Source organism: Microbacterium ureisolvens (assembly GCF_019511645.1).
GTDB classification, from domain to species: Bacteria; Actinomycetota; Actinomycetes; order Actinomycetales; family Microbacteriaceae; genus Microbacterium; species Microbacterium ureisolvens_A.
Map to the genome: position 1 here is coordinate 43,591 of NZ_JAEUAX010000013.1, position 24,320 is coordinate 67,910.

Annotated in this window: 28 protein-coding genes; 11 read left to right on the forward strand and 17 right to left on the reverse strand. The window is 69.9% G+C overall.

Going from position 1 to position 24,320, the window contains the following annotated elements; genetic code table 11:
* The first annotated feature begins 59 nt into the window (after positions 1-59).
* On the forward strand, positions 60-404 hold the full coding sequence (locus JNB61_RS17460) for a DUF7882 family protein (RefSeq protein WP_220291532.1): 345 nt from the start codon (positions 60-62) through the stop codon (positions 402-404).
* A 21-nt stretch (positions 405-425) separates the two neighbouring features.
* Here JNB61_RS17460 and JNB61_RS17465 read toward each other — a convergent pair whose 3' ends face one another.
* The 4 genes from JNB61_RS17465 to dinB all read right to left on the reverse strand — a co-directional run bounded on the left by JNB61_RS17465 (position 426) and on the right by dinB (position 5,078).
* Complete coding sequence (locus JNB61_RS17465; RefSeq protein ID WP_220340467.1) at positions 426-1,409, reverse strand: carbohydrate ABC transporter permease; 984 nt, start codon at positions 1,407-1,409, stop codon at positions 426-428.
* Positions 1,406-2,371: a carbohydrate ABC transporter permease gene (locus JNB61_RS17470; RefSeq protein WP_159842550.1), complete on the reverse strand. Its 966-nt coding sequence runs from the start codon at positions 2,369-2,371 to the stop codon at positions 1,406-1,408. The genes JNB61_RS17465 and JNB61_RS17470 overlap by 4 nt, the downstream gene beginning before the upstream one ends.
* Positions 2,371-3,750: an ABC transporter substrate-binding protein gene (locus tag JNB61_RS17475; RefSeq protein WP_220340468.1), complete on the reverse strand. Its 1,380-nt coding sequence runs from the start codon at positions 3,748-3,750 to the stop codon at positions 2,371-2,373. Before JNB61_RS17475 ends, JNB61_RS17470 begins: the two co-directional genes overlap by 1 nt.
* A gap of 131 nt (positions 3,751-3,881) precedes the next feature.
* Positions 3,882-5,078, reverse strand: a complete 1,197-nt coding sequence (gene dinB, locus JNB61_RS17480; protein ID WP_220340492.1) for a DNA polymerase IV — start codon at positions 5,076-5,078, stop codon at positions 3,882-3,884.
* Between the two features lie 198 nt (positions 5,079-5,276).
* On the opposite strand from dinB, the gene JNB61_RS17485 reads away from it, so the two are divergent.
* A complete protein-coding gene (locus JNB61_RS17485; protein WP_220291538.1) occupies positions 5,277-5,636 on the forward strand; it encodes a PRC-barrel domain-containing protein in 360 nt (119 codons plus the stop codon).
* Positions 5,637-5,727: 91 nt separating this feature from the next.
* On the opposite strand, the gene JNB61_RS17490 is transcribed toward JNB61_RS17485, so the two are convergent.
* The 3 genes from JNB61_RS17490 to JNB61_RS17500 form a co-directional block, all read right to left on the reverse strand.
* Positions 5,728-6,303 (reverse strand): Dps family protein, encoded by a 576-nt coding sequence (locus tag JNB61_RS17490; RefSeq protein WP_220291540.1) that lies wholly within the window; start codon positions 6,301-6,303, stop codon positions 5,728-5,730.
* A gap of 87 nt (positions 6,304-6,390) precedes the next feature.
* Complete coding sequence (locus JNB61_RS17495) at positions 6,391-7,272, reverse strand: metalloregulator ArsR/SmtB family transcription factor (protein WP_220340469.1); 882 nt, start codon at positions 7,270-7,272, stop codon at positions 6,391-6,393.
* An 87-nt stretch (positions 7,273-7,359) separates the two neighbouring features.
* Positions 7,360-7,884, reverse strand: a complete 525-nt coding sequence (locus JNB61_RS17500) for a TetR/AcrR family transcriptional regulator (RefSeq protein ID WP_220340470.1) — start codon at positions 7,882-7,884, stop codon at positions 7,360-7,362.
* 97 nt (positions 7,885-7,981) lie between these two features.
* Here JNB61_RS17500 and JNB61_RS17505 point away from each other — a divergent pair, with 97 nt between their 5' ends.
* Positions 7,982-8,695, forward strand: a complete 714-nt coding sequence (locus tag JNB61_RS17505) for an MBL fold metallo-hydrolase (protein ID WP_220340471.1) — start codon at positions 7,982-7,984, stop codon at positions 8,693-8,695.
* Positions 8,696-8,800: 105 nt separating this feature from the next.
* Here the strand turns inward: JNB61_RS17505 and JNB61_RS17510 are convergent, their stop codons facing one another.
* Both JNB61_RS17510 and JNB61_RS17515 read right to left on the reverse strand, forming a co-directional pair.
* A complete protein-coding gene (locus JNB61_RS17510; protein WP_220340472.1) occupies positions 8,801-10,195 on the reverse strand; it encodes an FAD-binding oxidoreductase in 1,395 nt (464 codons plus the stop codon).
* A 132-nt stretch (positions 10,196-10,327) separates the two neighbouring features.
* On the reverse strand, positions 10,328-10,819 hold the full coding sequence (locus JNB61_RS17515; protein ID WP_220291547.1) for a bifunctional nuclease family protein: 492 nt from the start codon (positions 10,817-10,819) through the stop codon (positions 10,328-10,330).
* 215 nt (positions 10,820-11,034) lie between these two features.
* On the opposite strand from JNB61_RS17515, the gene JNB61_RS17520 reads away from it, so the two are divergent.
* From JNB61_RS17520 to JNB61_RS17530, 3 genes are all read left to right on the forward strand, one after another.
* A complete protein-coding gene (locus tag JNB61_RS17520; protein ID WP_220340473.1) occupies positions 11,035-12,066 on the forward strand; it encodes an LLM class flavin-dependent oxidoreductase in 1,032 nt (343 codons plus the stop codon).
* A gap of 85 nt (positions 12,067-12,151) precedes the next feature.
* Entirely contained in the window at positions 12,152-12,508 is a 357-nt protein-coding gene (locus tag JNB61_RS17525; RefSeq protein WP_159842533.1) for an SPW repeat domain-containing protein, read from the forward strand.
* Between the two features lie 65 nt (positions 12,509-12,573).
* Positions 12,574-13,185, forward strand: coding sequence for a TetR/AcrR family transcriptional regulator (locus JNB61_RS17530; protein ID WP_220291551.1), 612 nt, complete (start codon positions 12,574-12,576; stop codon positions 13,183-13,185).
* A 15-nt stretch (positions 13,186-13,200) separates the two neighbouring features.
* Here the strand turns inward: JNB61_RS17530 and JNB61_RS17535 are convergent, their stop codons facing one another.
* Positions 13,201-14,895: a Na+/H+ antiporter gene (locus JNB61_RS17535; protein ID WP_220340474.1), complete on the reverse strand. Its 1,695-nt coding sequence runs from the start codon at positions 14,893-14,895 to the stop codon at positions 13,201-13,203.
* A 138-nt stretch (positions 14,896-15,033) separates the two neighbouring features.
* On the opposite strand from JNB61_RS17535, the gene JNB61_RS17540 reads away from it, so the two are divergent.
* The 3 genes from JNB61_RS17540 to JNB61_RS17550 all read left to right on the forward strand — a co-directional run bounded on the left by JNB61_RS17540 (position 15,034) and on the right by JNB61_RS17550 (position 16,839).
* Positions 15,034-15,975 (forward strand): helix-turn-helix transcriptional regulator, encoded by a 942-nt coding sequence (locus tag JNB61_RS17540; protein WP_223214938.1) that lies wholly within the window; start codon positions 15,034-15,036, stop codon positions 15,973-15,975.
* A 109-nt stretch (positions 15,976-16,084) separates the two neighbouring features.
* Positions 16,085-16,411 carry a DUF7882 family protein gene (locus JNB61_RS17545; RefSeq protein ID WP_220291556.1) on the forward strand — a complete coding sequence of 109 codons (327 nt, stop codon included), beginning with the start codon at positions 16,085-16,087 and terminating at the stop codon, positions 16,409-16,411.
* 92 nt (positions 16,412-16,503) lie between these two features.
* The gene (locus JNB61_RS17550) at positions 16,504-16,839 is read left to right on the forward strand and encodes a cupin domain-containing protein (RefSeq protein WP_159842525.1); all 336 of its coding nucleotides are present in this window, start codon (positions 16,504-16,506) and stop codon (positions 16,837-16,839) included.
* Positions 16,840-16,877: 38 nt separating this feature from the next.
* Here JNB61_RS17550 and JNB61_RS17555 read toward each other — a convergent pair whose 3' ends face one another.
* Genes JNB61_RS17555 through JNB61_RS17565 form a run of 3 tightly spaced genes read right to left on the reverse strand, consistent with a single transcriptional unit; the run spans position 16,878 to position 19,586 of the window.
* Entirely contained in the window at positions 16,878-17,966 is a 1,089-nt protein-coding gene (locus JNB61_RS17555; RefSeq protein WP_220340475.1) for a DNA glycosylase AlkZ-like family protein, read from the reverse strand.
* Positions 17,963-19,186: a glycosyltransferase gene (locus JNB61_RS17560; RefSeq protein WP_220340476.1), complete on the reverse strand. Its 1,224-nt coding sequence runs from the start codon at positions 19,184-19,186 to the stop codon at positions 17,963-17,965. The genes JNB61_RS17555 and JNB61_RS17560 overlap by 4 nt, the downstream gene beginning before the upstream one ends.
* 37 nt (positions 19,187-19,223) lie before the next feature.
* Positions 19,224-19,586 (reverse strand): winged helix-turn-helix transcriptional regulator, encoded by a 363-nt coding sequence (locus JNB61_RS17565; protein ID WP_159842519.1) that lies wholly within the window; start codon positions 19,584-19,586, stop codon positions 19,224-19,226.
* Positions 19,587-19,696: 110 nt separating this feature from the next.
* Here JNB61_RS17565 and JNB61_RS17570 point away from each other — a divergent pair, with 110 nt between their 5' ends.
* The gene (locus JNB61_RS17570) at positions 19,697-20,572 is read left to right on the forward strand and encodes an NAD(P)H-binding protein (RefSeq protein ID WP_159842517.1); all 876 of its coding nucleotides are present in this window, start codon (positions 19,697-19,699) and stop codon (positions 20,570-20,572) included.
* Positions 20,573-20,637: 65 nt separating this feature from the next.
* Here JNB61_RS17570 and JNB61_RS17575 read toward each other — a convergent pair whose 3' ends face one another.
* Entirely contained in the window at positions 20,638-21,039 is a 402-nt protein-coding gene (locus JNB61_RS17575) for a PPOX class F420-dependent oxidoreductase (RefSeq protein WP_159842515.1), read from the reverse strand.
* Positions 21,040-21,112: 73 nt separating this feature from the next.
* Between JNB61_RS17575 and JNB61_RS17580 the strand changes: the two genes are divergently transcribed.
* Positions 21,113-21,688, forward strand: coding sequence for a DUF2510 domain-containing protein (locus JNB61_RS17580; RefSeq protein ID WP_220340477.1), 576 nt, complete (start codon positions 21,113-21,115; stop codon positions 21,686-21,688).
* Between the two features lie 10 nt (positions 21,689-21,698).
* On the opposite strand, the gene JNB61_RS17585 is transcribed toward JNB61_RS17580, so the two are convergent.
* From JNB61_RS17585 to JNB61_RS17595, 3 genes are read right to left on the reverse strand one after another with little or no spacing between them, the layout of a single operon-like run.
* Positions 21,699-22,436: an NUDIX hydrolase gene (locus tag JNB61_RS17585; RefSeq protein ID WP_220340478.1), complete on the reverse strand. Its 738-nt coding sequence runs from the start codon at positions 22,434-22,436 to the stop codon at positions 21,699-21,701.
* A gap of 34 nt (positions 22,437-22,470) precedes the next feature.
* Positions 22,471-23,070, reverse strand: coding sequence for a hypothetical protein (locus tag JNB61_RS17590; RefSeq protein ID WP_220340479.1), 600 nt, complete (start codon positions 23,068-23,070; stop codon positions 22,471-22,473).
* Between the two features lie 21 nt (positions 23,071-23,091).
* Positions 23,092-24,237, reverse strand: a complete 1,146-nt coding sequence (locus JNB61_RS17595) for a zinc-dependent alcohol dehydrogenase (protein WP_220340480.1) — start codon at positions 24,235-24,237, stop codon at positions 23,092-23,094.
* Between the last annotated feature and the right edge of the window lie 83 nt (positions 24,238-24,320).

The window sequence follows — 24,320 nt, forward strand, 5'->3', positions numbered from 1 at the left end:
GCGGATATCTGCGTAGCGTGGAGGAAGAGGCGTCAGGCAACCGGGCGGAGGTGTTGTCGATGGGAAAGCTGATCTACGAGAACGCCGTCAAGGTCGATTTCGAAGACCGCGCACTCGCCCACCTGCAGCTCGTCATCACCACCAAGCTGCGGCGGAGGGAAGGGTTCCACTTCACGTGGAAAGATGACGCGACCATCGGCAACGGCCGCACCTCGGTGTGGGTCCACCCCGAGGCCAGTCTGGTGTTCAAGTACTACGGATCGCGTCCGCCCCGCCTGAACCACGCATGGCTGGAAGCCCTCGTCGCAGCGGCCAATTCGCCTGCGGGTCTCTACCTCGTGCCTGAACCGGCGCCACTCGCTGAGTCGCACGAGATCAGCGAACTCGTCACCACAGACGGCTAGGCCGGCGCGACGGACCGAGCGTCAGCCCTTCACCCCACCCGCGCTGATGCCGTGGATGATCTGACGCTGCGCGACGAAGAACACGATGATCATGGGAACCGTGGCGATGACGCTCGCCGTCACGATGAGCTCCCAGTGCCATTCGCCACCGAAACCGAAGGCGTCGACCAGCGACTTGAGCCCGCGGGGCAGGGTGTAGTCCGCGGAATCCCGCAGGTAGATCAGGGCGCGCATGAGGTCGGTCCACACGGCCTGCACCTCGAACACGAAGGTGACGGCGAGCGCCGGCTTGCTGAGAGGCAGGGCGATGCGCCAGAACAGGTCCCAGTTCGAGGCGCCGTCGACACGGGCCGCCTCGAAGAATTCCCGGGGCAGCCCGAGCATGAACTGGCGGAGCAGGAAGACATAGAAGGCGCTGCCGAACAGATTCCCCGCCCACAGCGGCACGAGGGTGCCGACGAACCCGAGCGCGTTCCAGATGAGGAACGTCGGGATCATCGTGACCGCCCCGGGCAGCATCATGGTCGCCAGCACGAGGCCGAACAGCGCACCCCTCCCCCGGAATCGGAAATAGGCGAATCCCCACGCGACCATGGCGCTCGACAGTGTCACCGTCGTGGCCGCGAGCACGGTGACCAGAACCGTGTTCCAGAGCCACAACGCCAGCGGCGCAGCCTGCCACACCTGGACGTAGTTGTCCCAGGTGAAGGTCTCGGGGATCAGCCGGTTGTCGAACACCTCGCCGCGGGGCTTGAACGACGCGCTGACGAGCCACACGAAGGGGTAGGCGAAGACGACGGCGAGCACGCTCAGCGCCGCGATGACCAGCGACCGGCGGATCAGGTGCCGCCGGCGTGCTCGCGCGGCGGCTGCGGTGCGCACCGCGGGCCCGGGAGGCGAATGGTCGTCGGTGCGGGCGACCGGGTACGGCGCAAGGGATCCCGCGGGATGCTGCGCATCGAGCTCCTCGTCATGCGGCAGGCCGGGAGGGAGCACCCTGCTCATGCGCGATCATCCCCTTCGTAGTAGACGACGCGACGGGACACGAGGATCTGGATCGCGGTGACCACCATGATGAGCGCGAACAGCACCCAGGCCATGGCAGAGGCGTACCCCATGTGGAGGAACTCGAACGCCTGCTGGAACAGGTAGATGACGTAGAACAGCGCCGCATCGTTGCTGTAGGTCGTGTTGCCGGCTCCGAAGAACGCCGTGTAGGCCTCATCGAAGGTCTGCAGGGCGGCGATCGTGTTGACCACCACGATGAAGAAGATCGCGGGGCTGATCATGGGCACCGTGATGGAGAGGGACTGCCGCCAGAACCCGGCGCCGTCGAGCTTCGCGGAGTCGTAGAGCTCGTCGGGGACCGCCTGAAGCGCAGCCAGGAGGATGATGACCGAGGCGCCGACCGTCCACAGACTCATGATGATGAGACCCGGCTTCACCCACGCCGCATCCGTCGTCCACGAAGGTCCGTCGATTCCGAACCATCCCAGCACGGTGTTGAAGAGGCCGTTCTGGCCGTTGAAGAGCAGCAGGAACAGGATGCCGACCGCGACCGGCGGGGTCATCTTGGGCAGGAAGAAGACGGTGCGGAAGAACCCGGCGCTTCGGCCGGCGCGATTGAGCAGCAGCGCGAGCAGAAGCGAGACCAGCACGTACAACGGCACCTGCACGATCGTGAAGAACAGTGTGTTGCCGAGAGCCAGGGCGATCTTCGGGTCGTTGAACAGTTCCACGTAGTTGTCGGCACCGACGAAGTTCGGGTCGTTGATGACGTCGTAGTCGGTGAGTGAGAGGTAGACGCTGTAGATCAGGGGCCACGCCGTGAACACGGCGAACCCGACCAGCCAAGGGCTGAGGAACAGCAGCGCGGAGCCCAGGTTGCGCCGCCGGGCCCGCCTGCGACCGCGCTCGCGGTCGACAGGCGGCGCGGCCGGGGCGGCCACGACGGGCGGCGCGGTCATCATTCACCGTTCCCGAGCTTGGACCAGGCGTCGTCGAGGGCGGACTGCGCCTCCTTCTGTGCGTCGGCAAGGGCATCGGCCGGGGTCGCCTTGCCGTCCAGCGCCGCGTTCACCGCATCGAACATGGCGGTCTTGAACTCGGCATCGGCGGGGTTGGCGGGCATCGAGAAGGTGCTGTCGTTCGCCTCATACATCTTGGCCACGGCGGTGTCCCACGGTTCCCCGCCCGAGGTCGTCATGTCGCGGATCATCTGGTCGGCCTTCGCGTTGGCGGTGAGGATGCCGGTGAAGGGCTTCCCTTCCGCCTCGCGAGCCTCGATCCGCGCTTCCGCGGCGGCCTGCCAGGCATCGGTCGACGTCATGGCCCGGGCGAACCGGCAGGCCGCCTCGGGGTTGGCGCTGCCGCTGGGGATCGCCCACGCCGAGCCGGTCGAGTACGCGATCGTGTCGCCGTTGCGGTCGTGGACGGTGTCGAAGGCCATCGGCGCGTCGGGTGAGACGTCGTTGAGCACGTTGACGTACCACTGCTCCATCGGCATCGCGCCGAGCACACTGGTCGCGAACTGGTTGCCCTCCCCGAAGAAGTCCGCCGAGTCGCGATAGGCCTTCACGGCGCTGAATCCACCCTGGTCTTCGTAGATGGATGCTGCCCACTCGAGTGCTTCGACCACCTTGGGGTCGTCGAGCTGGGCCGTCTTCCCATCGGCCGAGATGACATCGGCGCCGTTCGCCTTCGCCCACAGCGGCAGGAACTCGGGAAGCTTGCTGTCGTAACCGATGACCGCCAGGTCACCCCCGTCGTTCACCGTCAGCGCCTGGTTCGCCGCGCTCACCGCGTCCCAATCGGAGCCGTTGACATCCTCGATCGTCAAACCCGCGGCCGAGAGCAGGTCCGCGTTCGCCATCGTGAGCTGGACGCTGTTGAACTCGGGGATGCCGTACACGGTCCCGTCGAGGGTCACCTGGTCGAGCGCGGGCCCGACGAAGTCGTCCGTCGGGATGCTCTCGCCGTCGATGCAGCGCTCCAGGGGAACCACGGCTCCGCGGGCAGCGAGGGAGCCGATCTGGTCTCTGCTCGAGTAGACGATGTCCGGCGGCTTGCCGGACGCGACCGCAGAGAGGAATTGCTGCAGGTCGAGGGCTCCCTCGGCGAGTTCGACCTCGACATCGCCCAACTGCTCCTCGGCATAGTCGAGGCGGCTGGTCGCCACTTCGTCGACGCCGGAGAACCCCATGACCGACAGCGAGCCGCTGAGCTCGGCGTCCGAGTCGTAGTCCGCCTCGTCATCACCGGCCCCGCCGGTGCCGACGGCGCACCCGGTCGCCCCGAGCGTCAGCAGGGCAAGGACTCCGGCAGCCGTCCATCGTGTAGCACGCATGTTCGCCTCCTCCGCCCGGTAGAAGTGGGCGGTGGAGGCACAGTAGAGACTCGGGCCGCCGACCGCCGAGGGGATTGACAACCGCCGTCGGGGGCGTCATCGCGGGCGGGCGTGTGCGAAGATCTCCCGGCTCATTCGTGCTCCGGCAGCAACGGCGTCGACCAGCCGGGGTCGCGACCGAGCTGCGCGGCGCGAGAGACGGATGCCGCGCCGAATCGATCCCGCACGGCATCGAGAACGGTGTCGAGGCGCACCCCGTCATCCCAATCGATCGGCAGCTCGGGAGGGACGCCGTCGACGCGGCCGAGCTGCGACAGCGACACGCCGATGAGGGTGATGCCCCGTTCTGCGATCTCCGGCTGCGCGACGGCCAGCAGCCCCTGCGCGACGGCGAGGATCAGTGCGGTGCGGTCGGTGGGCGAGCGGAACGAGCGAGATCGGGTGGCTTTCGTGTAGTCGCCGTAACGGAGGCGCAGCACGACGGTGCGGCAGACGCGGTCGCCATCGCGCAGGCGGCGGGCGAGCCGATCGACGATCTGCGTGAGGATGACCTCCAGTTCTTCGACGGTGCGCTGGCGCTGGCCGAGCGCGCGCTGCGAGCCGATCGACCCGCGTCGCCGCGTGGCGTCGACCGGGCGCGGATCCCGCAGTCGTGCGAGCGCGTGCAGGTGCGCTCCGGCGGCTCTCCCGAGCAACCTCTCGGCGGTCGCGGCCTCGAGCTCGGCCAATTGACCGACAGTGTGGATGCCGAGGCCGTGGAGCTTCTCAGCGGTCACCGCACCGACGCCCCACAGCCGTTCCACCGGCAACGGGAGCAGGAACTCCTCTTCCCGCTCGGGCTCGACCAGGAGCAGTCCGTCGGGTTTGCTGACGGCACTGGCCACCTTGGCGAGGAACTTGGTGCGAGCGATCCCGACCGAGATCGGCAGCCCGACCTCCGCACGGACTCGCTCTCGCAGCCGGCCCGCGATCTGCTCGGGGGACCCTCCGATGCGCCGCAGCCCGCCGACCTCGAGGAACGCCTCATCGATCGAGAGCCCCTCCACGAGCGGCGTCGTGTCGCGGAAGATCGCGAAGACCGCCTTGCTGGCCGCCGAGTACGCCTCCATGCGTGGAGGAACGATCACGGCATCAGGACAGAGATCTCGCGCCTGGCGACCGCCCATCGCCGTGCGCACCCCGCGCACCTTCGCCTCGTAACTGGCCGCCAGCACGACGCCTCCGCCCACGATGACGGGCCGTCCGCGCAGCGCAGGAGCGTCGCGCTGCTCGACGGAGGCATAGAAGGCGTCGAGATCCGCGTGCAGCACGGTGGCCTCGTCCCGCATTTCGCCTCCATCGAACATCCGTTCGTAGATCGTCACACCGACCGCCGACATCAGCGAGCTGGTACGCACCCTTTACGCCTGTTGCGGCGGATGCGCCAGGGGGTCGCCGGTTCTCGGCCCCATTTCCTAGCGTGAATACCGGGCCGACCACCCCGGTCGACTCCGAACCGATCCCTCGCATGAAGACAAGGAGCACTCATGTCCTCGAGTTGGGACGCCTGGAACTACCGTCAGTCGGTTGATCGCGGGGCCGGTTCCCGCGACCTGGTGGGTTACCGCGTGCACGCCACGGACGGCGACATCGGAAAGATCGACGAGGCGAGCAACGACGCCGGAAGCAGCCGGCTCGTCGTGGACACAGGGCCGTGGATCTTCGGGCGGAAGGTCATCCTTCCGGCCGGGACCGTCGAACGTGTCGACGACGAAGACGAGAAGGTCTACGTCGATCTGACGAAGGACCAGATCAAGAACTCTCCGGAGTGGGACCAGACCACGACGGGTCAGGACGACGCGTATCGTGGCCAGCTCGACACCTACTACGGCGACTTCTATCGATGACGGGATCGGCGACCGCACCGTCGCCATCCTCGCCCGCTGAACACCACGGGGTGCAGCCGCAAAGGCTGCACCCCGTCTCTCGTGCTCGAACTCAGCCCCGGCTGGGGACCCGGTTCTCTGCGCTGACCATCCAGGCGTACTGCTCCAGCTTCTCGATGATCTGGTGGAGCAGATCCGCGCTGGTCGGATCCTCTTCGTCGACCGCGTCGTGCACGTCCCGGCAGGTGCCCACCGTGTTCTCCAGTCGTTCCGTGACGAGGTCGATCACCTCGGTCGTGGCGATCTCCCCCTGCGGGAACTCAGGCAGGCTGGTGGTCTCCGCAACCGTGTCGCTTCGGCCGTCGGGAAGGGCGTGGAGCGCCCGCATCCGCTCGGCGACGGCGTCGCTGAACTCACGGGCCGATTCGATGATCTCGTCGAGCTGGCGATGCGTGTCGCGGAAGTTCTTGCCGACGACGTTCCAGTGGGCCTGCTTGCCCTGCGAGGCCAGTTCGAGCAGATCCACCAGCACCTTCTGCAGGCTGTCACTGAGCGTGGCGGAGGCGGTGAAGCCGCTCTCCGCGTTCTGCTCCTCGGTGAGCTGAGCGCCTCGAGCCGGGCGCCGCTTGTTGCGCGGGGCGGACGAGGTGGAGTTCTTGTTCGTGGGACTCTTCGTCGTGGTGGCCATGTGCCGACCGTACGGAACGACGCCGGCGCAACGGCGGGGATTGTGCGGGCTCGACGGTCGTGCTACCCGAACCCCGGCCCCACCGGTTCAGTACGGGAGGAGCTCGTCCAGCAGCTGCCGCACACGTCTCTCGATGTCGTCACGGATGCCGCGGACCGCGTCCATCGGCTTGCCCACAGGGTCTTCGAGGGGCCAGTCGAGATAGCGACGACCGGGGAAGACGGGGCAGGCGTCGCCGCATCCCATCGTGACCACCACGTCCGCGGCCCGTACGACGTCGTCGGTGAGCGGCTTGGGGAACTCCCCGCCCACGGAGACGCCGATCTCGTCGAGCGCCTGGACGATCGATGAGCGAACCTCCGGCCCGGGCGCAGCGCCGGCGCTGCGCACGCCGACACGGTCCCCGGCGAGATGCCGCAGGATGCCCGAAGCAAGCTGCGAGCGCCCCGAGTTCTGCACGCACACGAAGAGCACCTCGGGTCGTGCCGGCAGATCGCCCTGCGCTCGGCTGAGCGCCTCCAGCCGGGTCGCCGCGAACGCCGCGGTACGGGATGCGAGCAGTGGCGAGCTCGAGCCGCCGGCGAGCAGGTCGTAGCTGCTCTGGACGGCCTCGCGCACTGTCTCGAGACTGTAGGTCCCGCGGAACCTCAGCGCGAGATCGCCGACGATCCGCTCGAGGTCGGGCTCGCCCGGCGCCGTGCCGGCGTCGCCGATGAGGGCGTTCACGCGATCGGCCTGATCCGGCGCGATCGAATACCAGACCCTTCGGCCATCGCGTTCGCGCACGACGACACCTTCTGCCAGCAGCGCCTTCATATGGTGGCTCACGGTGGGCTGGCGAAGTCCGAGCGAGTCGGCGAGCTTTCCGACCAGGGCGTGCCCGCCGTCCGCGTCACGGATCAGGCGAAGGATGCGGGCGCGCGTCGGGTCGGCCAAGACCGTGAGTCCGCGCTGGGCCCCGCCTTTCATAGACCGAATTCTATCGACGCGGGATAGCAGACGGACGCCCGCGACCCTCACCCTCCAGCGCGTCGCCGGCCACTCCGGCTGATCGGTCTACGCGCCGATGCCCCGGCGCAGCGCCGCGAGTCCGTACTCGAACGCACCGTCGACATCGCCGCCGAGCCGGAAGGCCCCGGCGAGCTCCATGTGGATGAACCCCGTCGCCCACGCCGTCACGAGACGTGCCGCGTCGAGGGCGTGCTCCTCGCCCGCGATCGCCGCAGCGCTGTCGACGATGGTCAGCCCCGCGCGATCGAGCAGTTCCTGCGGGGCGGCGGCCGCGAACATCAGCCTGAACCCCTCCGGGCGCTCGAGCGCGAGCGCCCGGTACGCGCGGGCGAGACCGTCCAGCGAGCGGTCGGATGCCTCGAGCCGGCCGGTCAAGTCGTCCAGGGTCGCGGCGGCCACGGCCTCGATCAGGGCGTCGCGATCCCGCACGCGCTTGTAGAGCGAGGGCGCACGCACTCCCACACGCTGCGCGACGCTCTGCATCGTGAGGCCGGCGGGGCCGGAGTCCTCCAGGATGTCGCGTCCCGCCGCGACGATCTCGGCGTACGACGTGCGTTCCGGTGTCGGCATGTGGCGTCTCCCATAGCTATTGACAGTAGCCATGATAGCTACGTATCGTAGCCATGCCAAGGTCGGAGACACCGACGGCTCTCGCGAAGGATTCCCCATGAAGCTCGCACCTCACCTGCACCGCATCGGCAACGACATCGTCGCCGCCTACCTCGTCGTCACCGACGATGGCGTCACCGTCGTGGACGCGGCGCTTCCGGGCCATTGGAAGGACCTCGTGCGCGAACTCGAAGGGCTGGGGCTTTCGCCGGCCGACGTGAAGGGCGTCGTGCTCACCCACGGCGACAGCGACCACATCGGCTTCGCGGAACGCCTGCGCCGCGACCATGGCGTGCCCGTCTACGTGCACGAGGCCGACGCCCGGCGCGCCCGCACCGGCGAGAAGCCGAAGGTCTCGACCGGGCCGATGAAGCTCGGGCCGACGCTCGGGTTCTTCGCGTACGCCGCGCGCAAGCGCGCGATGCCCACCGCATACGTGTCCGAGGTGGTCGAGGTGCACGACGGCGACGTGCTGGACCTGCCCGGCGCCCCCGTGATCGTGGGCATGCCGGGCCACTCGCCGGGCAGCATCGCCGTCCACGTCCCGGTCGCCGACGCCGTCTTCGTGGGCGACGCCCTCACGACGCGCCACGTGCTCACCGGCCGCGAGGGCATGCAGCCGGCGCCCTTCACCGACGACCCCGCCGAAGCGCTGGCGTCACTGGATCGCCTGGCGGGCCTGCAGGCGTCGTGGGTGCTCCCCGGGCACGGTGCGCCCTGGAAGGGATCCCCCGCCGACATCGCGACCGCCGTCCGGGCGGGCGCGGCCTGACCTCGGCGCCCACCGCTGATCACCGAGACCCGGGATTCTCGCCGAGACCGGGGACGCCGCCCCTGGTCTCGGCGCGGATCCCCGGTCTCGCGGAGACGCCTGCGCTCAGACCGGCCGGGCGGCCGCGAAGAGGTTGGCCGGATCGTACGCGAGCTTGAGCTGCCGAAGCTTCGTCCACGCGGATCCGAATGCGACCGAGCGATCGGCACCGGGCGCATCGATGAAGGTCAGAGCGAGCGCATCGACACGCCACGCCGACAAGGCGGCGACCCCCGCGCGCACCGCCGCCGTCGCGGCCGGGTGCCCCTCGGGCGCCGGTACCATCGCGATCGAGTGCACGAGGTACTCGCCGTCGAGCGACGCGATCGCGCCACCGCTCTCCGGGCGCCGGTTCACGGCGCCGCCGAGGTGGCGCAGCTCCTGCACGAAGATCCCCGGGGTCTGGGCGGCCTCGACGAAGGCGTCCACGGCAGGCGCCGGCAGCTCTCCCAGCACCGAGTGCCACGTCGCCGACGGCGACGGCTCGGGCGGGTCCATGTGCACACCGACGAGGGCGGGCGCGGGTATGCGGGCGAACGTGTCGACCTCGGGCCGCAGCGCGCGCAGCGGTTCGAGCAGAGCCGATGCCGCGGCATCCGTGTCCTCGATCGCCCCGTCGATCACGACCACCGAGCGACCCGACAGGAACGGCGGCAGCTCGGGCATGGGCGGGATGTGGAGGATCCGCAGCGAAGTCGTCGCGGTCTCAGGCGCGGACCGCGTCCACTTCGCCCACGCGTGCGAGACCTCCGAGGCGCGCGAGGCATCCCACAGCAGCATGCCGGCGAACACGTCGGCGAGCGGCAGCAGGTCGATCTCGATCGCGACGACGACTCCGAACGAACCCGAGCCGCCGCGCAGCGCCCAGAAGAGGTCACGATTCTCGTCGGCTGTGGCACGCACGAGCGTGCCGTCGGCCGTCACGACCTCGACGGCGCGCACCGCGTTGACGGCGAGACCGTGGCGGCGCGCGTAGAACGACAGCCCGCCGCTCAGCGAGTACCCGACGACCGACACATCGCCGGCGCTCCCGTGGAGGGCCGTCAGCCCGTGCGGGGCGGCGGCGTCGAGCACGTCATTCCAGAGCGAGCCGCCGAGGACGCGCGCGGTGCGGGTCTCCACGTCGACGGTCACGCCGCGCAGCGTCCTCAGCGAGACCAGCACGGTGTGCGCGAGGTCGGTGTCGCTGAGCGCGCCCGCACCGTGACCGGTCGACTGCGGCGCGATGCGCAGCCCCGAGAGCGTGGCGGCGCGCACGACATCGACGACATCCTGGGCGGACTCCGCAAGAACGACGGCGAACGGATGCTGCGCCACGGCGAGGTTCCACGGCGTGCGGGCGGCGTCGTAGCCGGCGTCGCCCGGCAGCAGCGCACGGCCGCCCAATGCCGCGCGCAGCTCGGCCGCCGCCGCGGCCACGGCTGCGTGGGGCACGTCGAGCGCGAGGTCGTTGAGGGACATGGGGAGCCTTTCGGTGAACGGGTGGCGACGGAAGGTCGCGACCGACTCCGTCCGCGCGACCGCACCACACGCGGCCACCTCACGAAAGAGCGGCCTGCTGCCGCGCAGATACACGGCCCCGCGAATCCGCTCTCAGCTCTCGAAGTCCTCCGGCTCGACGTCGTCGAGGAACCGCTTGAACTCGTCGAGCCGCTCGGCGGCATCCGTCTCGGTGAGCACGTCGGGCACGCCCGCCTCGGTGAGCACCGCGTCGGCGACCCAGATCGGCGCGCCCACGCGCGACGCCAGCGCGACGGCATCGGACGGGCGGGCGTCGACGACGCGCTCGCCGAGCGCGGTCGAGAGCGTGATCTCGGCGTAGAACGTGCCGTCCTCGATGCGCGTGACCTCCACCTTCGTCGCCATGGCGTCGAGCGCGGCGAGGATGAGGCCCATGAGATCGTGCGCGAGCGGCCGCGGAACCTCGGCGTTCTCGACCGCGACCAGGATCGAGGTCGCCTCGAGCTGACCGATCCAGATCGGCAGCACGAGCCCGTCGCCGGGGATCTGATCGACCGGCTTCAGCAGCAGCACGTGCTGCCCCGACGCGTCGAGGGCCACCCCGGCCACGCGGACCTGGACCATTGCGCACCCCCTCGATTCCCGGCCTCCGTCGACGCCGTGTTCTCTCGGCCATCGTAGGCACCACGCGCACACCCAGGACAGGGGGTTGTGCGCGGCCACGTCGCGAAGCAGGACACGCGCCCGGGATCGGCAGCGTGGCGAGCAGGCGGCTCCCGCGAAGACCCGGGCGATTCATTCACCGGAATGGATGCTGCGCGCGTACGGTTGCAGACGACATGCAGCGATTCGGAACCCTCTCCTTCGGACACTACGGCCCGCTCGGCGGCGGCCGGCAGCTCACCGCGGCCGATTCGATGCTGCAGGCGATCGACCTCGCCCAGGGCATGGATGAGCTCGGTGTCAACGGCGCGTATTTCCGCGTGCACCACTTCGCGCGTCAGCAGTCCTCACCCATGCCGCTGCTCGCCGCGATCGCCGCCCGCACCGAGCACATCGAGGTCGGCACCGGCGTCATCGACATGCGCTACGAGAACCCGCTCTATCTCGCCGAGGAAGCAGCATCCGTCGATCTCATCTCGGGCGGCAGGCTCGCGCTCGGAGTCAGCCGCGGCTCACCCGAGACCGTCGTGCGCGGCTACGAGGCGTTCGGCTACACCGGGTCTGAGGACCCCCGTGGCGCCGACATCGCGCGGGAGCACTTCGACCTGTTCCTGCGGGCGATCGACGGCGAAGGACTGGCGGAACGGGATGCTTCGTCCCCGTTCGGCACCGGGGCCACCGGGCTGCAGCGCATCGAGCCGCACTCCCCCGGTCTGCGTTCGCGCGTGTGGTGGGGCGCCGGCAACCGCGACTCCGCGGAATGGGCGGGCCGCACGGGCGTGAACCTCATGTCATCGACCCTGCTCACCGAGGCGGACGGGACCCCGTTCGACCTCCTGCAGGCGCAGCAGATCGACGCGTTCCGCGCCGCGTGGCGCGAGGCGGGACACGCCGGTGAGCCGCGTGTGTCGGTCAGCCGCTCGATCTTCCCCATCACCACCGACGAGGAGCGCATGTACTTCGGCGGACGGCAGGACGGCGATCAGATCGGCGTGATCGACGGCATCCGGTCCACCTTCGGGAAGACGTACGCGGCGGAGCCCGACGAGCTGGTCGAGCAGCTCAAAGAGGACGCCGCGATCGCGTCGGCCGACACGCTCATGCTCACGATCCCGAGCCAGCTCGGAGTCGAGTTCAACCTCCGGGTGGTCGAGTCGTTCGCGAAGTACGTCGCTCCGGAACTGGGCTGGCAGTCCACGCGCGCCTGAGTTCTTGACCGGTCGGTCAGTCAGGCGTACCGTTCGAATCGACCCCCGATCGGGAGCCATCAGGTCTCGGAAGGAGGAGATCCGAATGAACAAGTGGACTCGCTGGGAGGACTGGGTCGCAGTCGGTGTGGGCCTGGTCGCGGCGGTGTGCGCGTTCGCCTTGCCGCAGATGGGCGCGTCGATGCCATGGATGCTGACCCTCGGCGTCCTGCTGATCGTCGCGGGCCTCGTGAACCTCGCCATGCCGGGCATGGTGGCGATGGAGTACGTCCAGCTCGCGCTGGGCGCGCTGCTGTTCGTCGCTCCGTGGCTCGGCGGGTACGCCGATATGCAGGCCGGGGTCGCCTGGGTCAGCTGGATCGGCGGAGCAGTCGCGGTGATCGTCGCCGCGCTCGCGGTGAGACCCGCCATGCACGTGCACGACCGGACCCTCCCGCACTGAATGCGAGCCGAGACGGGGGCGCCGGGCAGGACCGACGCCCCCGCGGCGTTTCTCCAGGAACCGACATGACCCGCGATCGCGAGAGCCGCACGCTCATCCTCGACGCTGCCGAGCGCCTGTTCGCGGAGCGCGGCTTCGACGGTACGCCGACGACGGCGATCGCCGACCTCGCCGCCGTTCCGAAGGGCCTGCTCTTCTACTACTTCCCCACCAAGACGGATCTGCTGCGCGCGCTGGTGAGCGAGCGTCTGGACCTCGATCCCATCGACACGTCCGGGCTGGTCGCGCGCGGAGATCCGGCGCGGACGCTGCTGAACGTGACCGGCCGGCTGCGTGAGCTGCAGGCGCAATCGGCAGTGCAGCGCGTCATCGTGTGGCGCGAGCACCCCACGCATCCGGAGGTGCGGGAAAAGATTCAGAACTACCGCATTCAGCTGCAGGCGATCGTCGAGCGCGTTCTGGGCGCGAGCATCCTCCACCCGATCGCGGCGCGTCGCGTGCGCGCAGCGGCGGCGGCCTGGGTCGCGATCATCACCACACCGGCGCTGCGCGAGCACGCCGGTGCAGACCAGGCCGCTGCCGGGAGCGCAGACGAGGTGAAGGACCCCACCGAGCCAGCGGACCTGCCCGCCCTCGCCGACCTGATCTCGGCCGGCCTGCGCGAACCCGCCGCATGACCGCTCCCCGAGGACTCAGTCGAGCACTTCGACGCCCGTGATGCGCAGCTCTTCGACGTCCAGACGCGTCTGGATCTGGGTGACGACCGCGTCGTCCACCGCACCCTCCCGCCTCAGGCGATAGAGCACCTCGCGCTTGCGGTCGAGCACCGCGATGCGAAGTCGTGAGTACTCCGCATCGCGCTCGCGCGGCGAGGGCAAGGGGGCAGGCACCTCCAGGAGCGCCGTGGCCGTCGCAGACGCCTCCGCCGCCGACGCGGTTCCTTCGATCCTCCTGTCGAGGTCGGCGATCTGACGGTCGACCTCAGCCTGCTCGCGGGCCTGCACCCGCTCGTTGTTGCGTTCGAGGTACTCGTAGTAGTCGCGCGTGAGCCGATCGCGGATCTCCTCGCTGATGCCGTGATCGTGGGCGAGCTGCGTGACTGCGGTCAGCGCGGCGCCGGTGATGGCGCGTTCGGCGAGCTCCAGCTCCTGCTGCAGCGCGGAGTCGTCGGGCAGGCGCGCCCATCGCACGACAACCGGAAGGAGCGGCCCCTGCACGAGGAGGGTCAGCACGATGACCCCGGCGGTGACGAAGATGATCTCGTCACGGCCCGGCAGCTCTTCCCCCGCGCTCGTGGTCAGGGGAACCGACAGTGCGATCGCGAGCGACACCGCGCCGCGGAAGCCTGCGACGGCGCTGACGATCCGCGCGCGATAGGTCGTGCGGCGCAGCCGCTGCGAGGGCCGGCGATCGAGCAGGCGGATGATCATGACCGATGTCGTCTGGAACACGAACCGCGCGACGAGGAGCACGAGCCACACCGCCACTGTCATGACGGCGAGCCAGCCGATCTCGCGGCCGGGGATCTCATGGGCGACCGCCTGGACCTCGAACCCGATCAGAACGAACAGCGAGCCGTTGAGGAGGAACGAGCCCAGCGGCCACGTCCATGCCGCCTGGCGGCGCGAGGCAGCCGTGCTGATGCGCGGATTGATGTAGGCGATGATGAGTCCGGCGACCACCACTGCGAGCACCCCGGATGCGTGGACCAGCTCTGCCACGAGGAACGCCGTGAACGGCACGAGCAGCAGCGCGATGTTGAGGTTCAGCGTGTTCCGCAAGCGCCGCATCACCAGATATGCGACACCCGCCACCGCCACGCCGGCGGCCGCTCCGCCGACGTACGACAGCAGCACCAGCCCCGTGATGTCGAGCGGCGTGTACTGTCCGCCGACCGCGACGCCGACGGCCACGCCGTAGATGACGAGCGCCGTGCCGTCGTTCGTGAGGCTCTCCGCCTTGAGGTTCATGAAGTTGCGCCGCGGGAGCATCCGGCCGAGGGCGGCCACCGCCGTGGCATCGGTCGGCGCGACGGCCGCGCCGAGGATCAGCGCGGCGTCCCACGGCAGGCCCACCGCGTAGGCGATGCCTGCGACCGCGAAGGCGCTGGCCACCACGAGCCCCGTGCTCATGAGGAAGATGCCGCGGAAGTCCCGGCGGATCGAGCGCAGCGACGTCGTCATGCTCTCCCAGAACAGCAGCACCGGGAGGAAGAGCAGCAGGACAGTCTCGGGCGGCAGCTCGATCTCGCGCACTTCGGGGATGAAGCCGAGCGCCAGCCCCGCCACCAGGAGCAGCAGGGGCATGGCCACCCGGAATCTCGGAGCAAGGATCGCACCCGTGAGGACGGTGATTCCGAGCAGGACGGTGACCTCGAGTCCGTTCATGAGGGCTCCCTTCAGCGCAATGATCCTCCAACCGCGGGCGACATGAGGGGATTCCCGCGGATCCCCTCGCCGCTGCCCGGGTTAGAGTGTCCGGACCGGACAGGACGTTTCTGTGTGCGGGATCCCGGGGAGGGCAGGTTGGGAGAGGTTCTCACGTTCGCGTCGCGCGAGGTCGCCGACGTCGAGGAGACGTGGCGCCGCTTCGTGCCGTCGGCCGCGCTGCAGCGGGTCGATCCGCGCACGTTCGAGTTCTCGTGGACGTCTGCGGCAACACCGGGGTTCTCCATCGTCAGCTACCGACTGGCGGCCTCCGTGCAGTCCGCCATCGAACCGGACGACCAGATGATGGCCTGCCGCGTCGCTTCTCGCGGCGCTTGGGTGGGCACCCCTCGCGGCGACCTGAAGGCCGGCCTGCCGTGGCTGGCGCTGGACGGGCCGACGTCAGCACGCTGGCAGGAGCAGGCCGACGTGCGCGCGTTCGTCTTCGACCGGGCGCGAGCAGAGGACGAGGCCCGCCGCATGACCGGGGACGACCGGTTCTCACTCCGGTCGACGACCGTGGGATCGTCACCGGTCCATCGTGACCTCGCCGCGCACTGGGAGCGCGTCTTCCAGCACGTCGCCGCCACCCTCTTCGTTCCCGGGTCCGGCGCGGGGATCGTCGAGGCGGAACTGCGCCGGCACGCGTTGCATACGACGCTCGCGGTCTTCTCCCCCGCCTTCGCGGAAGCCCTCGAGCGCTCGGCGCAGCGCACCGCCGCTCCCCGGACGGTGCGCCGCGCGATGGCATACATGGAGCAGCATGCGCAGGAGGCGATCACCATCGACGACGTCGCTCTTGCTGCCGACATCTCCCCACGCGGCCTGCAGTACGCCTTCAGACGGGCCCTGGACCAGACTCCGATGGAGTACCTGCGCCGGCGGCGGCTGGCCGGAGCCCATGCGGAGCTCCAGGGGGCGACGGGCGTGTCGGTGGCCGAGATCGGCCAGCGCTGGGGATTCGCCAGTGCATCGCGGTTCGCGCGCCACTACCGCGAGGCGTACGGACGCTCGCCGCGGCAGACGATGAGAGGCCGCTGAGCCGTTTCGTTTCGGGTCTCGCGCTTTCGCGCCGAGGGCCGCGGCACCGGGCACGGATTCGAACTGTCGGAGAGTCTTCCCATGGGCATGGTGTCCATGAAGGAGGCACGTGGGCAAGTTCATCTACGAAGGAGGCGTCCGCGCGGACTTCGACGATCGGGTGCTCTCGCACCTTCAGGTCGCGATCGGCACGAAGCTGCGCCGCAACGAGCCCTTCTTCTTCACGTGGGCCGGCGACATCAGCACGGGGGGCGGTCGAACCACCGTCTGGGTGCACTCCGGCGCCAGCCTCGTCTTCTCGTTCTACGGTGGCCGGCCTGCCCGGACGAACCGCACATGGCTCGAGGCGCTGATGCGCACCGCGAACTCCCCCGCGGGCCTGCACGTCGTGCCCGAGCCGCTGGACGAGGGAAGCTCGACCGAACCACTGGGCTGATCCCACCGGGGTACGGCGCACGAGCGGGACCTGTCTCCACGGCGACCCGCGCGGGTAGACTCCGGCCTGTCGAGGCGATGGAGGCGACGCGGATGGACAGCACGGATCTGGCCGGCCTGATCGACGACCTGACCGCGAAGGCGCGGGATGCGTCGAGCGGGCGCGCCGCGCGCACCATCCGCGGCGGTCATGAGCACGCCCTGCGCGAGACGGTGATCGCGCTGCGCGCAGGGCACGAGCTCGCCGAGCACGAAAGCCCCCACGAGGCCACCCTGCAGGTGCTGCGCGGGCGCGTGCGACTGATCGCCGGCGACGACGCGTGGGACGGGGCATCCGGTGATCACCTCACGGTTCCGCCGCAACGGCACAGCCTCGCGGCGCTCGAGGACTCCGTCGTGCTGCTGACCGTGTCCAACCGCGTGCCCTGACGCGGCCGCCGTCGCTCGGGCGGCACGGCTTCGCCCGCTCAGGGCAGCCCCGTGACGGCGACCCCCAGCCACTCGGCGAGCTCCGCGATCTCGGCGCGCACCATCTCGGATTCGTCGGGCTCGAACGGCAGGAACTCGTGGAGTGCGTTGACCTTGAGCATCTCGCGCTCGCGGTCGACCTCGGCATCCAGCATCCCCACGAACCGGTCGCCCATCAGGATCGGGTGCGCGAAGAAGCCGTACCGGCGCTGGGCCTTCGGCTTGAACTGCTCGAGCACATACGTGAACTCGAACAGCTCCTCGAGGCGCTTGCGGTCGAAGAGCAGGCTGTCATACGGGTTCAGGAAGGCGACGCGACCCTCGGCGTCATCGTCGGCGAGGGCGGCGAGGGCCTCAGGGTCGACGCGGTACGTCGTCGTGCTCCCTTCCACGACGGCGGGTTCGCCGGTGTCCTTCGCGACGCCGCTCCAGTACCCGTGCGGCTTGGCGACGCCCGCGGACTGGAGGCGCCGTGCTGCCAGGAGCGCCGCCGCCTCGTCGTCGGCGTACTGGGGCAGGTCTTGCGGGTACACGCGCTCGGCGAGGTCCCACACACGGTGCCGGCCCTCTCGGCGCGTCACCGCGACCTCGCCCTGGCGCATCAGGAAGTCCAGCATGTGCGGCACCTGGTTCGACCCGGACCAGCCGTCGGGGGCGCGGCTGACCTGAGCCGTGTCGGGGATCTCGCTCGCCTGGAGAGGGCCCTCAGCGCGCAGCCGCGCGAGCACATCGGCGCGGAAGCCGGCGTTCGCCTCGAGCCACCGCCGGCTGCTCTGGCGCTGCGGCCACCGACGCATCGCCGGCAGCATCAGCGGCAAGAGGCTCATCGGCCGGAATGCGCCGTCGAACTCGAACAGCAGCCGGTCGTCCTCGACCACCTTGCGCAGCTGGCCGGGCTCGTACGACCAGCCGATCCGCGACCACAGCACGGTGTGCTCGCACGGGGCGATCGTCGCGGTGGGGTCGATCTTGATGTAGCCGAGCTGCTCGGCGACCTCGACGACGTCGCCCGGCCGCTCCGCGTCGAGCAGCTGCGCGCGGACCACGATCCGCCGCGCCTGGTCGCGCGTGAGCCGGTGCGCCGTCATGCGATGCTCGCCTCGACGACGCGGGCGGATGCTGCGGCCCCGTCCTCGTCCGCATAGGCGGCGCGCACGCGCTCGGCGGCGACACGCATCCCGTCGTCGGTCAGCAGCCGACGCACGGCCTCGGCGAGCGCGGGCGTACCGGCCTGCTTCGGCGACAGCGCGAGCGCGTTGCCCTGCCGGACGCACTGGTCGACGTTCCAGACCTGCTCGGGCTGAAGCCCCATGCCCACGAAGGGGATGCCCGCCGCACATGCCGTCTGCACCGTGCCCTGTCCGCCGTGGAGCACGGCCGCGTCGACGATCCCGCCCAGCAGGTGCGCCGGCAGCAGCCCGGTCGCGTGGACGTTCGGCGGCAGCACGTCGTCGTCCCGCAGATAGTGCCGGACCGGTGCGACGACATTCACGGGGAGCGTTGCGAGCCCCGACGCGGCGGCGAGCACCATCTCGCGATCGGCCGAAGATCCCAGTCCCAGATACACGAGCGGCTCTGGCCGGGCCGCGAGCTCCGCCACGATCGGCGGCATCGGCGTGTCGATGCGCGCGAAGATCGGCCCGACGCGCCGGTACGCCTCGGGAAGCGTATAGCCCTCGAGCTCCCACGGCATCACGGTGAGGAGGTTGTGGTCGGCCTCGAGCAGCGACACCACGGTCTTGAGGGGTGCAACGCCGTTGGCCCGTGCGACACGGCCGAACGCGCGGGGCGCGAGCGGCAGGCGGTTGTAGGCGAGGCGCAGCAGGCTGGTCGCCACGCGGTCGAGCACGTGGGCCACGCGGCCGCTGCCGCGCACCAACCCGAGCCGCGCCGTCTGCGCGACCTGAGGCCGGGTCAGAGCGAACGGCACCGCATAGAACAGGGGGATCCTCTCGGCCCGCGCCGAGATCATCGACGTCACGTTCGAGCCGATCACGACGGCCGCCGCATCCGTCTCCCGGATCAGCGCGCGCTCGGCGTCGACCCGCCCCGACACCAGGTCATCGGTGAGCGGACTGCGCAACGTCTTGCCCTGGTCGAACTTCATGAGCTGCTCGCGCTGCGCGGCGCTCATCGCCGGCTCACGCGCGCGGTAGTCGAAGCCCGCGTCGGTGATCAGGTGCGCGAAGTCCGGCTCATACCCCATGAACACGGCCCGGTGCCGCGGATCGAGGGCGCGGGCCACCTCGATCATGCGCGTGACCTCGGCGAGGTTGAACGTCACGGGGCAGAAGAGCACGGTCGCCATGTCGTCATCCTGGCAGGCGAGCCACGTCGCGGGCGCGTCAGCGCTCGACGATGTCGCCGGCGTGGACGCCGATCCACGCCATCAGCGGCATCATGCGTTCCATCAGTTCGTCGCCGAGCGGCGTCAGGGAGTATTCGACGCGCGGCGGCACCTCGGGGTACGCCGTCCGCGCGACGAAGCCGTCCTTCTCGAGCGTGCGCAGCGTCGACGCGAGCATCTTCTCGCTGATGCCCTCCACGGCGCGACGCAGTTCGCCCCACCGGATCGTGCCGTCGGTGAGCGCGATGAGCACCAGCACGCCCCACTTGCTCATGACGTGGTCGAGGACGACCCGCGTCGGGCACGCTTCGTCGAAGACGCCGGGAATCTCTGCCCGGATTTCTGCAAAACTCACCGCCATGTAGGTACCTTACCTGAAAGTGGGTACCGTCCGATCGGAATGCTTCCGTGCTCCGAACACGTTGGCCCCGGTGAGCGCGCCGCGAGCGCCTTCCCAGCGAAAGGACACCCATGACCATCCTCGTGACCGCCGCCGGCGGACAGTTCGGCCACCTCGTCATCGACGCACTCCTCGACCGCGGTGTCGCCGCGGGCGACATCGTCGCCGGTGCGCGCACGACCTCGAAGGCGGCGGATCTGGCCGAGCGCGGCATCCGTGTCGTCCCTCTCGACTACGACGCGCCCGAGTCCGTCGCGGCCGCGCTGGAGGGCGTCGATGCCGTGCTGCTCATCTCGGGCTCCGAGCCCGGCCGACGCTATGAGGGACATGTGAACGTGATCGACGCGGCGAAGGCTGCGGGCATCGCGAAGGTCGTGTACACGAGCCTGGCGCACGCCGACTCCATCGACTTCGTGCTCGCTCCCGAGCACAAGGCCACCGAGGAGTACCTCGCCGCGAGCGGCGTTCCCGCGGTCGTGCTGCGCAACAACTGGTACACCGAGAACTACACGTCCGACGTGCTGCGCGCCGCCGAGACCGGCGTCATCGCCGCGTCGGTCGGCGACGCGGCGGTCGCAGCCGCGAGCCGTGCCGACTACGCCGAGGCCGCCGCCGTCGTGCTCATCGAGGACGGTCACCTGGGCCGCACGTACGAGCTGTCGGGCGACACCGCCGTGTCGTACGCCGACCTCGCCGCGGCCGCCGCCGACGTGGTCGCTCGTGACGTCGTATATGTGCCGGTGACCCGCGGGCAGCTCGAGGCGGCGCTCGTCGAGGCGGGTCTGGATGCGGGCACCGTCGGCTTCGTGGCCGAGATGGAGGCCGGTATCGCGCGCGGCGTGCTCGCCGACGCCGATCCGGCGCTCGCGAGCCTGCTCGGCCGACCCACCACGCCGGTGATCGACGGCCTGCGCGCCGCCGTGGAGGCCTCCCGCGTCAACGCCTGAGTGCGCGGACAGGAGGGGACGGATGCTGCGGCCGCAGCATCCGTCCCCTTTCTAGCCTGCGAGCCCTACTGCCGTGTCGCGCGGTCGATCGACATGACGAGGATCACGCGGTCCTCCTTGTCGCGCGGCGGCGTGGAGCTGGGGTTGCCGTAGCGGTTCTGCAGGCGCACGTAGAACGCGCCCTCGGGATCCGGAACGACGTCGACGAGCTTGCCCGCGACCTCGAGGTAGCGAAACGGCGAGTCGGGGTCGAGGATCGACAGCGACATCGACGGGTTGTGCTGCAGGTTGCGGTACTTCTGCCGGTAGTTCGTGTGGGTGAACCGGACGTGCTCACCGTCGAACTCGAACCACATCGGGTTGACCTGCACGGTGTCGTTCGGCCGGATGGTTCCGAGGTGCGCGTACACGGGGAGCTCGAGGAGGTGGCGGCGGTCAGCGGGGACGATCTCGTCGACGTGAGGCATGGCTCCAGTCTGCCGTGACCTCGGAGGGCGAGGGGCGGTCCCCGGCATCCTCGTCACGAACTACCCTCGGATCATGGCGACGCAGCCCGCACCCGGGTGGTACGACGACGGCTCCGGCAAGCAGCGCTGGTGGGACGGCGCGCACTGGACCGACCAGTACATCGACCTGCGCGAGCGCGACACCGAACTGCGGACCGATGCCGGACCGGCGGCCTCCGGGCCGGCACACGCCGGCTGGTACGACGACCGACGCGGACGCACCCGCTGGTGGGACGGCCGGCGCTGGACGAGCGAGGTGCGATACAGCGGCCAGGAGCGGGACTTCGCCGGTGTCGTGATCGACGGCCGATGGATCCACTTCGGCGACCTCAGCCAGCCGGTGAGCGAGGTCGCGGCATCCGCCGACTCGGGCGACGCGCTGCTGCGACGGCCGGAGTTCACGAAGGCGGCGACCGAGCGACGCATGTTCGGGCCCGCGGGTGCGATCACGCCGCGCAACCTCAACCGGGCGATCAACCGCGCGGCACCCCACCTCGTCATCGCAGGATCGCAGGTGTGGGTGGCACCGTTCCCGCTCGCACGCGACGCCGAGGCCCGGCGCTTCATCACGTGGGTGAACAGCAGCGCGGACCACTATCGCTACCGCTGAAGCCGGTTCGTCAGCCGGGCAGCGCGAGCGGGAGCTCCCGCTCCTCATCCCACGGCTCGGTCCAGCCGAGGCGATCGAACAGCGCATCCAGGACCATCCCGGTGAACCCCCACACCAGATGCTCGCCGCTCGCGTGTGGCACCAGGAATCCGGGACCGCGCCACTCCTGACCGCCGCGACGGATCACCGTGACCCCGCGATTCGCCGGGTTCAGGAGGTCGGCGACGGGCGCGCGGAACACGTCGGCGGACTCCGCCTCGTCCACGACGCGGACGGGTGACGGATGCCGCCACCACGCCAGCACCGGAGTCACCACGTGCTGCGAGAACGCCAGCGGTATCCGGGCGAGTTCGCCCAGCACCTCGACACCGGCCGGATCGAGCCCGGTCTCTTCCTGAGCCTCACGCAGCGCCGCGCCGACAGGGCCATCGTCGCCCGGGTCGAGACGACCGCCGGGAAAGGCGACCTGACCCGGATGGGCACGCAGCGTCGTCGCACGCGACAAGAGCAGCACGTCGAGATCGCGCGACACCGCGTGGGCCTGCGCGTCGTGACCGCTCGGAAGAGAGTCGAGCACCCCGAAGAGCATGAGCACCGCGGCCGGGCGCGGATCGGCCGGCGACGGCAGATCCAGGAGCGGACCTGTTCCCGTGGCGGAGGCTTCCGCCAGCGCGGCGAGCTGGGCGCGCGCCCCCAGCACCGCGCGGCGACGCGTGGCACCCGTCGGCGGAGTCGTGGACTGCGGCATCCGTTCAGGCTACGCCGCAACCGCGGCTCACGGCTCAGGCCTGCGTCGAACCTCGCCCGATGGCTCCGGCGACCGCGCGCACGAGCCACCGCGCCACCAAGAACCCCGTGACGGCAGTGACCACCCAGGGCCCGAAGACCAGCAGCGGGTCGAGCCACACGTGCTTCAGGTCCGCGCGCCCGCGGCCGAAGCGAGACGAGAAGGGCCGATGCCCTCGCTCACCGAGGATTCCGGACTGGGTGAGCGGGTCGTCGGGTCGGCGCGAGAACAGCGACCGCGCGTGGGCGGTCGTCGAGTCGATCCGATCCCCCAGGATGAGCACCAGCCAATGGGCCGTCTGGCCCTCGCTGTACTTGTCGTACGCGTACCGCTTCACCGCGCCCGCGAGGCCGTGCAACGGCTGGGCGGTCCCGAAGACGGGCGTCAGGCGCTCGTGCTCGACGGATTTCTCCCGCGGGCCGGAGCGCGGCTGGTCCTCGGGCATATCCCAGTGGGCGCCCGTCTCGATGCCCGGCTGCTCGCGGGGGAAGGCCGGGCGGTCGGCGCCCGCCAGATCGGCGCCCCAGCCGGGGACGCGAGCGCGCAGCTCCTCGGCGGTGGGCGTGGAGCCGGGCTTGTCAGCGGTGTAGGGCATGTCGTCCTCCGTGGTCCTGGATCAGGCCGCCGGTACGATGACCGGCTTGATGATGTCGTCGAGCTTCGACGAGAAGATGTGGTAGCCCTCTGCGATGTGGTCGAGCGGGATGCGGTGGGTGATGAGCTCGCTGGGCCGCAGGTGGCCGGCGCGGATGTGTTCGAACAGTCGCGGCCACTGACGCTTGACGGGCGCCTGGTTCATCCGCAGCGTGAGGCCCTTGTTCATCGCGTCACCGAAGCGGACCGCGCTGAACATCGGACCGTACGCCCCCATCACCGACACGGTGCCGCCCTTGCGCACCGAGTCGATTGCCCAGTTCAGGGCGACCGGCGAGCCGCCCTGCAGCTTGAGCTTGGCGGAGGTGACGTGCTGCATCACGTGCCCGTCGGCTTCGGCGCCGACGGCGTCGACGGCGACATCGGCCCCAAGCCCGCCCGTCATGTTCTTCAACTCGCGCACGATGTCCCCCACCTGGGAGAACGCGACCGTCTCGGCGAGCGCGAACTCCTGCGCCTTCCGGAGGCGGTAGTCCAGGTGGTCGACCACGATCACGCGACCCGCGCCCATCAGCCAGCAGGAACGGGCGGCGGCGAGGCCGACAGGGCCGGCGCCGAAGACGACGGCCGTGTCACCCTCCGCGATGTCCGCCAGCTGGGCGCCGAAATAGCCCGTTGAGAATGCGTCGGTCAGCAGCAGTGCGTCTTCATCCGGGATGTCGTCGGGGATGATCCCCGGTCCGACGTCCGCGAAGGGCACCCGCACCAGCTCGGCCTGACCGCCGTCGTAGCCGCCCGTCGAATGGGAGTACCCGTAGATGCCGCCGATCGCGGTGGCATTCGGATTGACGTTGTGGCAGTTCGAGAAGAGACCGCGCGCACAGAAGTAGCACGAGCCGCAGTAGATGTTGAACGGCACCATCACCCGGTCTCCGACCTTCAGGTTCTGCACCGACCCCCCGACCTGCTCCACCCGGCCGATGAACTCGTGCCCGAACGTGTGGCCCACCCGGGTATCGGGCATCATTCCGTGGTACAGGTGCAGGTCGGATCCACAGATCGCAGCCAGCTCGACGCGCACGATCGCATCATTCGGATGCTCGATCTTCGGCTCGGGCTTGCTCTCTGCACGGACCTTGTACGGTCCGCGATACGTCATCGCCTTCATGTGCGCCTCCCGGTGTTTCCCGACACCATGCGAGGTCGTCGCCGAATCACGGAGGGGGTTGCGCTCGAGGCGACGACCTGCCA